This is a genomic window from Pseudomonas sp. ERMR1:02 (genome assembly GCF_002277815.1).
In the GTDB taxonomy this organism is placed as follows: Bacteria; Pseudomonadota; Gammaproteobacteria; order Pseudomonadales; family Pseudomonadaceae; genus Aquipseudomonas.
The window spans coordinates 182,966-196,987 of record NZ_NKJI01000003.1; the positions used below are offsets into that span (position 1 = coordinate 182,966).

The window sequence follows — 14,022 nt, forward strand, 5'->3', positions numbered from 1 at the left end:
CTTGGCTTGGGCGAGTCCATCCAATTACAGATTTATGAGGGTCAGGCTTGCTTGAGCTTCATCAGCTTCTTGAGCAGCGGGCGGCCAAGCATCAATAGAAACACCGGCCCGCCAACCAGCAGATAGAAGTAATAAGTCACCGCCCGCCAGATCAGGATCGCCGCTGCCGCCGTGGATTTTCCCACCATGGGCGCCAACAGCGCCGCCGACGTCAGTTCTGCCGCCCCGGCTCCACCCGGTAACAGGCTGAACTGTCCTGCACTCAGTGAAAGCATCTGGATCAGAAAGCACCAGGCCCACTGCAAATCCGCGCCAAGCCCGCGCAGCGCCAGATAGAGCACGCTGTAACGCAAGATCCAATGCAGGCAGGTCAAGGCAAACACTGTGATCAATGTCTGAAAGGGCAGCTTTAGCGTTTCGGTAAACGCCGCCAGAAAATGCAGGAGTTTTCGTGCCCAGCGCATGCGAGTGGTGGATTGAACGTTGAGGCGAACGAGTAATCGACCACTGAGCCGGATCAGCAAACGGTGGAAGCGAGCCACCACCACGCAACAGACCAGGCCTGCGAACATCGAGATCGCACTGACGATCAGTAGCCACTCCATGCGCTGGCTGAGATGCTGGAACAGCGCATAAATAAGAATCGCACTCAACGCGCAGAGGAAAAACAACAGATCGCTCAACTGATCCATGGCGAACACGGCACTCCCCTGGCCGGGCGCACGCCGTTGCGCGCCAGCAAAGCCATGATGGTCAGTGGTCCGCCGCTGCCGCCAGGGGTGGCGCAGTAGGCAAATTCGGCGGCCATCACCACGCCAAGGCTTTTGGCCGGACTTACCTGGTCGCGCTGATCTCCCAGCAACAGGCGCAGGCGCAGGGTGTTCACCACCCAGCACAGCAGGATCATGCCGAACATGACCAGCAGCCAACTCAGTGGAAAACTGTTCAGCCGCAACCAGGTTTCGCTGCCGCCCAATAGCCAGGGAATCAGCACCGCGGCGAGCAGGCCGATCAGCAGAAGAATCCCGCGGCTCATGCGGCGCGACCCATGCGGTCGTTTTGCAGTGCCAGCCAGCGCGACTTGGTCATCGGCACGCGCCCCTCGGCGAGTAGACGCTTGAGGGTTTGCAGCCAGTAGGTGCGCGAGAACTCATGTCGCATATCCACCGGGTGCAGACCGAGGCGAATGACCGGCGCTTGCCGCCAGCGTTGTTCGCGTTGATCGCTGACAAGCTTCGACAAGCCACGGCGCCAGGCACTGCGCGCACTCCAGACCAGTCCGGGGCATCGACCGGCGTGAAGGTCGGCAGACGATAGAGGTGTTGCGCATCGCTGGTGTAAGTCAGGGGAAGTTGGCGTAAGGCCTGCCGCGTGCCTTCGCTCATCAGCCAGGCCGGAGCGACAAAGCCCTGCAGTGGCCAGTAATAACGGTGGAACATTTCAATTCCGGCATGCAGTCGGGCAAGGGCGGCCTCTTCGGACAAGTTGTAAAACTCACCTTCGTGGGTGTAAATCCGGCGCATGAACCAGTCTCGGGGATTACTCGCCATCGGCCCGTCATCGCAATGAAAATAGCCGTGCAGCGCCAATTCATCGCCCCTGTCGAGGCGTTCGTCAAGCTCTCGGCGAAATTGCGGATCGGCTTGCAGGTCGTTCTGCTTGTGGAAGTCTGGCACCACCAGCCAGGTCATTGGTATATCGCCGATAGCGTCGACGGCTTCGACAAAAGGCTGGTAATCGGCCCACGTTGGCGGCGCGACATCGTGCAGCACTACTAAGAGGCTGGGCGCAAACATGGGCTCAACCATTGGCCACCCGCGGGTAATGGCTGCCGAGCACGGCGTGATAGTGGCCTAGCAAGCTGTTGACCACTGTGTCCCAGGCGTAATGCTGCTCGACATGGCGTCGCGCTCGCTGGCCGAGGACTGCACTGCCCTGGCTGAATAGCTCGCGCACTGCGTTGGCCATGGCCAACGGAGCGTTCGGCGTACACAACAGGCCACATTGATCGGTAATGATTTCCTCGAAGGCGCCGGCTGCCACGGCCACCACCGGGATGCCGCAGGCCATGGCTTCGAGGATCACCAGACCAAATGTTTCCTGGTCGCCGGCATGCAGCAATGCATCGGCACTGGCCAGCAGCCGGGCGACTTGCGCGGCAGGGCAGAATTCATCGATGACGGTGACATTGTCCGGGACAGTGGTCGGCATGGAAGAACCGACCAGCAGCAAGTGATAGCGTCCGCCCAGGCGTCTCATGCAGTCGAGCAGGACCGGCAGGTTTTTTCTTTGGAACCGCGCCCGGCGAAAATCAGCAGATGAGTGTTTTCGTCCACACCCAGTTCGGCCCGCAGGCCAGTATCGCGCGCATCGGGGTGAAACGTTTGTAAGTCGACACCCAGAGGTTGCACGAAAACGTTCTTCACCCCCAGACCGGTCAGTTTGTCAGCCATGATCCGACTCGGTGCCAGCACCCGGTCAAAGTTTCCATAGAGTTTGCTGACATAAGCCTCGACATTGGGGGTCACCCAGTTGCCCATGCGGTTGCTGATCAGCAGCGGCAGGTCCGAGTGATAAAAACCAATCACCGGCACATCCAGTTGCCGGCGCGCATCCAAAGCTGCCCAAGCGGTGAGGTACGGGTCGCCGACTTCGATCAGGTCGGGTTGTAAATCGTGGAGGACATTGCGCCAGGGCGCGAGACGCAAAGGGAAACGATAACCTTTGCCGAAGGGCAGGGCGGGAGCCGGAACGGTGTAGATACCATCCTGTTCACTGAAAAAAGCCCCGGGGATCAGCAAGCTGTGGCGAATTTTTGGCCTTGTGCACAGGCGATGATGTTTGGCATCCAGATAAGTGCGCACGCCACCGCTGGCAGGGGCGTAGAACATGGTTATGTCAGCGATATGCACGATGAACATCCCTCCGGTCCGTTGTTCTCCTTGGTTGACCTTAATGAAGAATAGATGTTCGGTTGGGGTTTTGTGGGTGGGGTGTCAGTGAGTTGTGCGGTGTCCGGGATGCCGTCTTCGCTGGCGAGCCGGCTCCTACAGGGTTCACGCATTCTCCTGTAGGAGCCGGCTTGCTGGCGAAGAGGCCTTCAGCAGCTCATTAAATGCGGAAACTGCCTACCAATTGCTTCAACCGCGCCGCCTGCTGCTCCAGGTCTGCACATGCACGCAATGTCGATTGCAGGTTTTCCACCCCTTCCTGGTTCAACGTATTGATTTCGGTAATGTCGACGTTGATCGATTCCACCACAGCCGTCTGTTCCTCGGTCGCCGTGGCCACCGACTGGTTCATGCCGTCGATTTCACCGATGCGCTGCGTCACGCTGTTCAGACGCTCGCCGGCCAGATTGGCGATTTCCACACTGTCCTGACTGTGACGCTGGCTGTCGCTCATGGTGCTGACGGACTCGCGGGCGCCGACCTGCAGCTCCTCGATCATGGTCTGCACCTGCTGCGCCGACTCCTGGGTGCGGTGCGCCAGGTTGCGTACTTCATCGGCCACCACCGCAAACCCGCGTCCGGCTTCACCCGCCCGCGCCGCTTCAATGGCGGCGTTGAGCGCCAGCAGGTTGGTTTGTTGGGAAATGCTGGTGATCACTTCGAGAATCTGCCCGATGTTCACGGTTTTACTGTTGAGCGATTCGATATTGCTGCTGGAAGCGCTGAGCATGTTCGATAGCTGATTCATGGCGGCAATGCTGCGATCCACCACTTGCTGGCCATCTTCAGCAAGGCTTCGGGCATCGCTGGCCTGATTCGAAGCTTGCGCGGCATTGCGGGCGATCTCCTGGGCGGCAGCCCCGAGCTGATTGATCGCCGCCGCCACGCTGCTGGTGCGCGAGGCCTGTTGGTCAGAGTTGAACATCGATGAGTTCGAGGCCGCCACCACACGCAACGCCACCTCGTTGACTTGCCCGGTGGCCGAGGACACTTCGCGGATCGAACCGTGGATACGATCGACAAAACGGTTGAATGCAGTGCCGAGGATGCCGAACTCATCGTTGTTCACGATGGTCAGGCGTTTGGTCAGGTCGCCTTCGCCGTCGGCGATATCGGCCATTGCGCGGGTCATGACATTAAGCGGCTGGATCAGGAGGCGGATCAGCATGCCCAGCAGGGCGATGATGATGGCGACGGCAATGATGGTCGCAATGACTGCCGAGGTGCGGAAATCGCTGAGCTTGGCGAAGGCCTTGTCTTTATCCACTGACAGACCGATGTACCAGTTGACTGACGAAAGCCCTTTGATAGGGGTGAAGGTCATGATGCGGGTTTTACCGCCGACCTGAATTTCGCTCAGTTCACTGCTGATTGCGGGCGTGTCCTGAGGGTAAACATCCTTCAGTGTTTTCATCGCCAGTGCTTTGTCGGGGTGCACCAGGATCTTGCCGTCGGAGCTGATCAGGAAGGCATAGCCCATCCCGTCGAAGTCCAGCGCTTTGAGGCTGTCGGCGATCACCTGCAAACTCAGGTCGCCACCGACCACGCCAATGTTTTGTCCATCCTTAATGACGCTGTCGACAATGGAGATTACCAGCTGGCCGGAAGCCAGATCGATATAGGGTTCAGTCAGTGCCGAACCGCTGGTGCTTTGGGCGCTCTTGTACCAGGGACGGGCACGAGGGTCATAGCCATCGGGCATTTTGCTGTCCGGGCGGATGATGAAAGAACCATCCTTGTTGCCCAGGTAGGCGCCCATGAAGGTCGACGTCACGGCTTTTTGCACCAGCAGTTTGGCGACGTTATCAGCGTCCGGGTTCAGTGCAACGGTTTGCGAGAGGTTTTCCACCAGCAAGCTGCGTCCGGCGAGCCAGGTCTGGATGTTGTTGGCAGTGACTCTGCCCATTTCCTGCAGATAATTGTCCAGGTCCTTGCGAATGGCATTGCGCTGCAAATAATCGTTGTACAGCGTGAACGAGGCAAAGGCAGCAATGACAATGAGAGCGGCGGCAAGCAGGATTTTATGGCTGAAGCGTAGATTTTTGTTCATGGCTTGGAGTTCCGCTAAGGTCTTAATGCCCATCGCGTGCTTTTATAAAGAGACGCAAAATGAGCAAGGTTGAAAGCAAGTGATATTTCCGTCGCTCCTTAAGGGAAATGTCCTACCAGATCATGTCTGTCTGCTTTGTTGTATTTCTATCGGCCGTGCAGGGCCAAAGATTAACCATGGGTGACCAAATGCCTGACTCATTGCAACTCGTTATCGGTGCCGATCCTTCGGGGCAGCCGATCGCCCAGGCCATGCACCTGGCCAACCGTCACGGTTTGATCGCGGGCGCGACCGGGACCGGCAAGACTGTCACTTTGCAACGCATGGCCGAAGCCTTCAGCGATGCTGGTGTGGCGGTGTTCGCCGCTGATATCAAAGGTGACCTGTGCGGTCTGGGCGCTGCGGGCAACCCCCAGGGCAAGATCGCCGAGCGGATTGCCGGGATGCCCTGGCTGAATTACAAGCCGGCGGCATATCCGGTAACCCTTTGGGACGTACATGGTCAGTCCGGTCATCCATTGCGCACGACATTGAGCGAAATGGGACCATTGCTGCTGGGAAGCCTATTGGAGCTAACCGACAGTCAACAGTCGGCACTGTATGCCGCGTTCAAGGTCGCGGACCGCGAAGGCCTTTTGTTGCTGGACCTGAAAGACTTGAAGGCGCTGCTCAATCACCTCAAGGACAACCCGCATTTGTTGGGGGACGACGCGGCGCTGATGACCACCGGTTCCAGCCAGGCCCTGTTGCGACGTCTGGCGACCCTTGAGCAACAAGGCGCGGAGGCTTTGTTCGGCGAACCGGCGCTGCAACTCGAAGACATTCTGCAACCGACCGCGGACGGCCGTGGGCGCATTCACTTGCTCGATGCCAGTCGCCTGGTGCACGAGTCGCCGAAGGTCTACGCGACGTTCCTGTTGTGGTTGCTGGCTGAGCTGTTCGAGCAATTGCCGGAACGTGGCGATGCAGACAAACCGTTGCTTGCGCTGTTTTTCGACGAGGCGCATTTGTTGTTCGCCGGCACGCCAAAAGCCTTGCAGGATCGCTTGGAACAGGTGGTGCGGTTGATTCGCTCGAAAGGCGTGGGGGTGTATTTCGTCACCCAGTCGCCAGGCGACTTGCCGGATGACGTACTGGCGCAGCTTGGGTTACGCATCCAGCATGGCTTGCGCGCATTCACCGCCAAGGAGCAAAAGTCACTGCGGGCAGTGGCCGATGGCTTCCGGCCGAATCCTGCTTTCGATGCGTTGTCGGTACTGACTGAACTGGGCATCGGTGAAGCGTTGGTCGGCACCTTGCAGGACAAGGGCACGCCGGAGATGGTCCAGCGGGTCTTGGTGGCACCGCCGCAATCGCGGATCGGGCCATTGACCGAGACTGAACGAACGGTGCTGATCGGCGGTTCGCCGTTCAAGGGCCGTTACGACAAACCGATCGATCGCGAATCGGCGTATGAAGTGCTGATGGGACGCAAGGGACTGGCGCCGGAACCCGAAGCCGCTCCGGGAAAACCAGCGCCGCAAGAGCCGAGCTTCACCGAACAGGCCGGGGAATTCCTCGGTACAGCGGCGGGGCAGGCACTGAAATCAGCGATGCGCCAGGCGGCGAATCAACTGGGACGACAATTGGTACGGGGGTTGATGGGGTCTCTGCTTGGCGGCAGTAAGCGCCGATAAAAAGATTGGGTGGTATGCCCCCTGTAGGAGCGAGGCTTGCCCGCGAAGAGGTTCTTGAGGCCGCCAAAAGCTTCGCGAGCAAGCCTCGCTCCTACAGGGAATGTAGTGATCTCAGGGTTTGGATCTGGCGTGCGCCGCCAACCGCTCAAGCGCAGCCCGCAGGTTCGGATCGGTGATGCCGTCGGCCGTTGCCTGAATGGTCGCCGCCGCATCGTTGGACAAATCCATGGTATGCCCGGCCGCACCTTGCTGGACGGTAGGCGGCTGCACCTTGAACAGGATTCGCGTGAGGTTGGCGAACTCGTCGAACATCTGCAGTTGCCGTTGCAGGCGCTTTTGCTGGTAGCGCAGGCGGGTGGCCCAATGACCATCGGTGACAATCAGCAATAAACTGCCTTCGCGCCACGACGCCACATGGCAGTGTTCCCGGGCGGCGGGTTGCAGTTGACTTTCCAGCAGCCGTTGCAAATGGCCCAGGCGTTGGGCGTGGCCAAGAATGGCTTTGAGCGGCTTGGCTTCGCGAAGCAGGACGGCGGGTGCTCTGGCCGTAAGAGGGCGGAATGCCATGATCAGACACCTGAAGTAACAGAGCCGCCATGGTAGCAGAAAGCACTGGTTGCACCCGACCCATTGCTTTGCGCGCGCTTTACCCATTAAATCAACGAGTAACTTCTGCGCTGTATGGCTTGAAGTTCAGCAATTTGCCCCTATTTTAAGTGAGCCCCGTCAAAGCGCCGTGCCAGCATCGTGGAATAACGCCACTTTCCTCACCATCGTTTCCGGGTAGAATGCTCGTTCGCATGCGGCCATGAGGGCTGCTCGGGCGACTCACGGGGCCGCCCTCCATCCCTTTAGTGTGGAAGATCCTGCCGATATGTTTGCGCCTTTGTTAAAGAAACTTTTTGGAAGCAAGAACGAGCGCGAAGTCAAACGCATGCTCAAGACGGTGCAATTCGTCAATGCCTTCGAAGAGCAAATGGTGGCCCTTTCGGACGATCAATTGCGTGCCAAGACTGATGAGTTCAAGGCCCGCATCGCCAAAGGGGAAACCCTCGACAAGCTGCTGCCAGAAGCCTTTGCGGTCGCCCGCGAAGCCGGCAAGCGCGTCATGGGTATGCGCCACTTCGATGTCCAGCTGATCGGCGGCATGACCTTGCATGAAGGCATGATCGCCGAAATGCGCACCGGTGAAGGCAAGACCCTGGTGGCAACACTGGGCGTTTACCTCAACGCGTTGTCCGGCCAGGGCGTGCACGTTGTGACGGTGAACGACTACCTGGCCCGTCGTGACGCCAACTGGATGCGTCCGCTCTACGAATTCCTCGGCCTGACGGTCGGTGTGGTTACGCCATTCCAGCCGCCGGAAGAGAAGCGCGCGGCTTACGCCGCTGATATCACCTACGGCACCAACAACGAATTCGGTTTCGATTACTTGCGCGACAACATGGCGTTCAGCATGGAAGAAAAATTCCAGCGTGAACTCAATTTTGCCGTGATCGACGAAGTCGACTCCATCCTCATCGACGAAGCTCGTACCCCGCTGATCATTTCCGGTCAGGCCGAGGACAGTTCGAAGCTGTACATCGAGATCAACAAACTGATCCCGACGCTTGAGTTGCACGTCGAAGAAGTGGAAGGCGAAGTCACCAAGGCCGGCCACTACACGGTTGACGAGAAGACCCGCCAGGTCGAACTTAACGAAGCCGGTCACCAGTTCGTCGAAGACGCGCTGACCCGTATCGGCCTGCTGGCTGAAGGGGAGAGCCTGTACTCGACGCACAACCTCAACCTGCTGACCCACGTTTACGCCGGTCTGCGTGCGCACAAGCTGTTCCATCGCAACATCGAATACATCGTGCAGGACGGTCAGGTTGTCCTGGTCGACGAACACACCGGTCGTACCATGCCGGGCCGTCGTCTGTCCGAAGGCCTGCACCAGGCTATCGAAGCCAAGGAACACCTGAACATCCAGGCCGAAAGCCAGACCCTGGCGTCGACCACGTTCCAGAACTACTTCCGTCTGTATAACAAACTGTCCGGTATGACCGGTACGGCCGACACCGAAGCGTTCGAGTTCCACCAGATCTATGGCCTGCAGGTCATGGTCATTCCGCCGAACAAGCCGCTGGCCCGTAAGGACTACAACGACCTGGTGTTCCTGACTGCTGACGAGAAGTACGCGGCAATCGTGGCTGACATCAAGGAAAGCATGGCGGCTGGCCGTCCGGTTCTGGTCGGTACTGCGACCATCGAAACCTCCGAGCACATGTCCAACCTGCTCGTGAAGGAAGGCATCGAACACAAGGTTTTGAACGCCAAGTTCCACGAAAAAGAAGCAGAGATTATCGCCCAGGCCGGTCGTCCGGGTGCGCTGACCATCGCCACCAACATGGCCGGTCGTGGTACCGACATCCTGTTGGGCGGCAACTGGGAAGTGGAAGTGGCGACCCTGGAAAACCCGACCCCTGAGCAGATAGCCCAGATCAAGGCTGACTGGCAGAAACGTCACCAGCAAGTGCTCGAATCGGGCGGTTTGCAGGTGATTGCTTCCGAGCGTCACGAATCGCGTCGAATCGACAACCAGTTGCGTGGTCGTGCCGGTCGCCAGGGTGACGCCGGTTCCAGCCGTTTCTACCTGTCGCTGGAAGACAGCCTGATGCGCATCTTCGCCTCTGATCGGGTGAAGAACTTCATGAAGGCCCTGGGCATGCAGCCTGGCGAAGCGATCGAGCACCGCATGGTGACCAACGCCATCGAAAAGGCTCAGCGCAAGGTTGAAGGCCGCAACTTCGACATTCGTAAGCAACTGCTCGAGTTCGACGACGTCAACAACGAACAGCGTAAAGTGATCTATCACATGCGTAACACGTTGCTGGCCGCCGACAACATCGGTGAAACCATCGCCGACTTCCGTCAGGACGTGCTCAACGCTACCGTCAGTGCGCACATTCCACCGCAATCGCTGCCTGAGCAGTGGGACGTGGCCGGTCTGGAAGCCGCATTGCAGAGCGACTTCGGCGTGGCGTTGCCGATCCAGCAATGGCTCGACGAAGACGATCACCTGTACGAAGAAACCCTGCGCGAGAAACTGATGCAGGAACTCGTGGCGGCTTACAACGAGAAAGAAGATCAGGCGGGCGCCGAAGCGCTGCGCACCTTCGAGAAGCAAATCGTTCTGCGCGTTCTGGATGACCTGTGGAAAGACCACCTGTCGACCATGGACCACCTGCGTCACGGCATTCACTTGCGTGGATACGCCCAGAAGAACCCGAAGCAGGAATACAAGCGCGAGTCGTTCACGCTGTTCTCCGAACTGCTGGATTCCATCAAACGCGACTCGATCCGTGTGCTGTCACATGTTCAGGTGCGTCGCGAAGATCCTGCCGAAGAAGAGGCACGCCTGCGTCAGGAAGCCGAAGCGCTGGCTGCGCGCATGCAGTTCCTGCACGAGGAAGCGCCTGGGCTTGAGCAACCGGAAGTGCTGGGTGAAGAGGTCGATGTGGCCCTCGCCGCTGCGCCGGTGCGCAACGAGCAGAAGCTGGGTCGCAATGAGCTGTGCTACTGCGGTTCGGGCAAGAAATTCAAGCATTGCCACGGGCAGATCCAGTAAACCCGTTTCATACGCTGATATACCCGCGCCGCGACCGGCTCATGCCGTCGCGGCGTTTTACCATTCAAACCACCGCCTTCTTGAAAAAAAGAGCGCAGCGGTGCAGACATCATCTAGTGAGGAGCACATTCATGGCTGTTGGTCTTGGTCCTTTGCCAACGTTGCACCCGGTTGCCGGTTTTGAACTCGGTATCGCTTCGGCCGGCATCAAGCGCCCGGGGCGCAAGGATGTCGTGGTCATGCGCTGTGCCGAAGGTTCCACAGTCGCTGGCGTGTTCACCCTGAACGCCTTTTGCGCAGCACCCGTGATCCTGGCCAAACAGCGTGTGCAAGGTCCGGTGCGTTACTTGCTGACCAACACTGGCAATGCCAACGCCGGCACCGGTGAACCGGGTCTTGCCGCCGCCGAGCGCACCTGCGCCAAACTGGCTGAACTGACCGGCGTAGACGCCAGCCTGGTATTGCCGTACTCCACCGGTGTGATCGGCGAGCCATTGCCGGTCGAGAAAATCGAAGGCGCATTGCAAGCTGCCCTCGACGACCTGTCGGTGAACAACTGGGAAGCTGCCGCCACCGGCATCATGACCACCGACACCCTGCCTAAAGGCGCCAGCCGCCAGTTCCAGCACGACGGCGTGACCATCACTGTCACCGGCATCAGCAAAGGCGCGGGCATGATTCGCCCGAACATGGCCACGATGCTCGGCTACATCGCCACCGATGCCAAAGTCTCCCGCGATGTGCTGCAAAATCTGATGCTGGACGGTGCCAACAAGTCGTTCAATCGCATCACCATCGACGGCGACACCTCGACCAACGACTGCTGCATGCTGATTGCCACCGGTCAGGCTGCATTGCCGGAAATTACCCGCGCCGAGGGCGAACTGTTCGCCAAGCTCAAGCAAGCGGTGTTCGAAGTGTGCATGGATGTGGCCCAGGCGATCGTTCGCGATGGCGAAGGCGCGACCAAGTTCGTGACCGTTGAAGTCAACGGCGGCGGCAATCACCAGGAGTGCCTGGACGTCGGTTACACCGTGGCCCACTCGCCGCTGATCAAGACCGCACTGTTCGCTTCTGACCCGAACTGGGGCCGTATCCTGGCCGCTGTCGGCCGTGCCGGCGTACCGAACCTGGACGTGAGCAAGATCGACGTGTTCCTCGGCGAAGTGTACATCGCCAGCCGTGGTGCCCGCGCCGCGACCTACACCGAAGCTCAGGGCGCGGCGGTGATGCAGCAGGAAGAAATCACCATCCGTATCGAACTGGGTCGCGGCGATTGCAGTGAAACCATCTGGACCACCGACCTGTCCCACGAATACGTGAAGATCAACGCCGAGTACCGTACCTGATTCCTCTGTAGGAGCCGGCTTGCCGGCGAAGGCGTCTTCAGCCGCGATGAATGTGTTGAGGCCGCTACCGCTTTCGCTGGCAAGCCAGCTCCTACAGGGTTTCTTCTTGATTGAGGACGCCTGAACATGAGTTATCACCTGATCATCGGCGACAAATTGCTCTCTTCCTGGTCCCTGCGCGGCGCCCTGGCCCTCGATTTGGCCGGCGCCTCCTACACCGAGGAACTGATCAAGCTGAACCAGCTGGACACCCGCGAGCGTCTGCTCAAGCATTCGCCAACCGGCAAAGTCCCTCTGTTGAAGACCGAGCACGGTACCATCGCCGACTCACTGGCGATTGCAGAGTACCTGGCGGAGCAGTTCCCCGACGCGGGCCTGTGGCCCAAAGACATCTCTGCCCGCGCCCAGGCGCGTTCAGCATGCGCGCAAATGCACAGCGGTTTCTTCGCCATGCGCGGCAACATGCCATTCGACCTGAGCCACGATGCACCGCTGGCGCCGACTCCGGCTGACGTCCATGCCGATATCGAGCGTATGGTGGCGTTGTGGGCCGAGTGCCGCGCCGCTGCCGCTGAAAGTGGCCCGTACTTGTTCGGGCGTGCGAGTCTGGCCGATGTCTTCTTCGCACCGATCGCCGTGCGCCTGCGCACCTATCAGGTGAAGCTGCCCGCGGTCGACGAAGCCTATGTTGAAACCATCTACCAATGGCCAGCGTTCAAGGCCTGGCAGAAGGCCGGACTGGAGGAGATCGAGCGGTGAAACGAGTACACGTAGCCGCTGCTGTTATCCGTGACAGCAGCGGCAAGATCCTCATCGCCCGCCGTGCCGATACGCAGCACCAGGGCGGCTTGTGGGAGTTTCCCGGTGGCAAGGTCGAGGCTGATGAGTCAGTCGAAACCGCACTGTCCCGCGAACTGCTGGAAGAGCTGGGCATCGTGGTCAGCGCGGCGCGCCCGTTGATCAAGGTCCGTCACGATTACCCGGACAAGCAGGTGTTGCTGGATGTCTGGGAAGTCTCGGCGTTTAGCGGCGAGCCTCACGGCGCCGAAGGCCAGCCTTTGGCCTGGGTGACGGCACGCGAGCTGTCGGGTTACGAGTTCCCGGAGGCCAACCGGCCAATCGTCGCTGCTGCCCGGTTACCCGAGCAGTATCTGATCACCCCGCAAGACCTGGAAACCCCGGCTCTGCTGCGGGGGATTCAGAAAGCCATTGCGGGCGGTATCAAGTTGATCCAGCTGCGGGCGCCGAACGGCTACGACCCGAAATACCGCGATCTGGCGGTGGATGCCGCGGGGCTGTGTGCCGGCAAGGCGCAGTTGATGATCAAGGGGCCGTTCGAGTGGCTAGGGGACTTCCCCTCCGCAGGCTGGCACATCACTTCGGCACAGTTGCGCAAATATGCGGCCGCCGGTCGGCCATTGCCCGCGTCGCGCTGGTTGGCGGCATCCTGCCATAACGCCGAAGAGCTGACGCTTGCCGAAGAGATGGGCGTGGATTTCGTGACCTTATCGCCCGTGCAGCCGACCTTGACCCATCCGGATGCTCAGCCCCTGGGCTGGGAACAGGCTTCAACTTTGATCGAAGGGTTCAGCAAACCGGTGTTCCTGCTGGGTGGCGTGGGGCCGGCAGAGGTTGAAAAAGCCTGGGCGGCGGGAGCCCAGGGTGTGGCGGGGATTCGGGCATTCTGGCCTGATTCTCTGGTGTAGGTACTGGCCCATTCGCCAGCAAGCCGGCTCCTACAGGTGTACGCTAACCCTTTGTAGGAGCCGGCTTGCTGGCGAAGGCGGCCTCAAAAAACGCCACCTAATTTTTTGGCTTCACCGCCGGCTGCCACAAAATCTCCGCAACCCCCTGCCTCCTGGCAATCACCCGCGCCATTACAAACAACAAATCCGACAGCCGATTGATGTACGCCAACCCAACCCCGGCCAACGGCTCGACGGCATTCAGATGCTGACAGCGGCGCTCGGCACTGCGTGCCAGACTGCGGCAGACGTGAGCCTGAGCAATCAAAGCCGATCCGCCCGGCAAAATGAAATTCTCCAGTGGACCCAATTCTTCATTCCACACATCGATCGCCGCTTCCAGGCGTTCAATTTCTGCGGCGTTCAACGCCTGGTACTCCGGCATTGCCAGCTCGCCGCCAAGGTCGAATAACCGGTGCTGACAAGGCGCAAGCACCTCAATCACTTCCTTCAGCCCCGGATGCTCGGCGCTTTGCGCCGCCAGTCCGGCCAACAGCACGCCTACCTGACTGTTCAGCGTATCGACCTCGCCAATGGCCTCGATCCGCGGGTGATCCTTGGGCACACGGCGACCGTCGCCCAGTCCGGTTTCGCCTTTGTCGCCGGTGCGGGTGTAGATCTTCGACAAGCGAAAGCCCATG

General features: G+C 59.6%; 8 protein-coding genes and 4 pseudogenes. 5 read left to right on the forward strand and 7 right to left on the reverse strand.

Going from position 1 to position 14,022, the window contains the following annotated elements; all coding sequences use genetic code 11:
- Positions 1 to 41 precede the first annotated feature (41 nt).
- The 5 genes and pseudogenes from CES87_RS06900 to CES87_RS34165 all read right to left on the reverse strand — a co-directional run.
- Positions 42 to 1,036, reverse strand: a pseudogene (locus tag CES87_RS06900) (YbhN family protein).
- Positions 1,033 to 1,808 (reverse strand): annotated as a pseudogene (locus tag CES87_RS06905) (DUF2334 domain-containing protein). Before CES87_RS06905 ends, CES87_RS06900 begins: the two co-directional pseudogenes overlap by 4 nt.
- Positions 1,801 to 2,921: pseudogene (locus CES87_RS06910) on the reverse strand (glycosyltransferase family 4 protein). Before CES87_RS06910 ends, CES87_RS06905 begins: the two co-directional pseudogenes overlap by 8 nt.
- Before the next feature lie 190 nt (positions 2,922 to 3,111).
- Positions 3,112 to 3,876, reverse strand: coding sequence for a methyl-accepting chemotaxis protein (locus CES87_RS34160; protein ID WP_371858186.1), 765 nt, complete (start codon positions 3,874 to 3,876; stop codon positions 3,112 to 3,114).
- Positions 3,877 to 3,969: 93 nt separating this feature from the next.
- Positions 3,970 to 5,034, reverse strand: a pseudogene (locus CES87_RS34165) (cache domain-containing protein); the annotation flags it as partial.
- 155 nt (positions 5,035 to 5,189) lie between these two features.
- On the opposite strand from CES87_RS34165, the gene CES87_RS06920 reads away from it, so the two are divergent.
- The gene (locus CES87_RS06920; RefSeq protein ID WP_128605534.1) at positions 5,190 to 6,677 is read left to right on the forward strand and encodes a helicase HerA-like domain-containing protein; all 1,488 of its coding nucleotides are present in this window, start codon (positions 5,190 to 5,192) and stop codon (positions 6,675 to 6,677) included.
- 111 nt (positions 6,678 to 6,788) lie between these two features.
- On the opposite strand, the gene CES87_RS06925 is transcribed toward CES87_RS06920, so the two are convergent.
- Positions 6,789 to 7,244, reverse strand: a complete 456-nt coding sequence (locus tag CES87_RS06925) for a DUF721 domain-containing protein (protein ID WP_128605535.1) — start codon at positions 7,242 to 7,244, stop codon at positions 6,789 to 6,791.
- Between the two features lie 307 nt (positions 7,245 to 7,551).
- Between CES87_RS06925 and secA the strand changes: the two genes are divergently transcribed.
- The 4 genes from secA to CES87_RS06945 all read left to right on the forward strand — a co-directional run bounded on the left by secA (position 7,552) and on the right by CES87_RS06945 (position 13,342).
- Positions 7,552 to 10,287 (forward strand): preprotein translocase subunit SecA, encoded by a 2,736-nt coding sequence (gene secA, locus CES87_RS06930; protein WP_128605536.1) that lies wholly within the window; start codon positions 7,552 to 7,554, stop codon positions 10,285 to 10,287.
- Between the two features lie 131 nt (positions 10,288 to 10,418).
- A complete protein-coding gene (gene argJ / locus CES87_RS06935) occupies positions 10,419 to 11,636 on the forward strand; it encodes a bifunctional glutamate N-acetyltransferase/amino-acid acetyltransferase ArgJ (protein ID WP_128605537.1) in 1,218 nt (405 codons plus the stop codon).
- A gap of 126 nt (positions 11,637 to 11,762) precedes the next feature.
- Positions 11,763 to 12,395, forward strand: coding sequence for a glutathione S-transferase family protein (locus CES87_RS06940; RefSeq protein WP_128605538.1), 633 nt, complete (start codon positions 11,763 to 11,765; stop codon positions 12,393 to 12,395).
- The gene (locus CES87_RS06945; RefSeq protein ID WP_128605539.1) at positions 12,392 to 13,342 is read left to right on the forward strand and encodes a Nudix family hydrolase; all 951 of its coding nucleotides are present in this window, start codon (positions 12,392 to 12,394) and stop codon (positions 13,340 to 13,342) included. The genes CES87_RS06940 and CES87_RS06945 overlap by 4 nt, the downstream gene beginning before the upstream one ends.
- A 97-nt stretch (positions 13,343 to 13,439) precedes the next feature.
- On the opposite strand, the gene CES87_RS06950 is transcribed toward CES87_RS06945, so the two are convergent.
- The gene (locus CES87_RS06950; protein WP_128605540.1) at positions 13,440 to 14,021 is read right to left on the reverse strand and encodes a cob(I)yrinic acid a,c-diamide adenosyltransferase; all 582 of its coding nucleotides are present in this window, start codon (positions 14,019 to 14,021) and stop codon (positions 13,440 to 13,442) included.
- Between the last annotated feature and the right edge of the window lies 1 nt (position 14,022).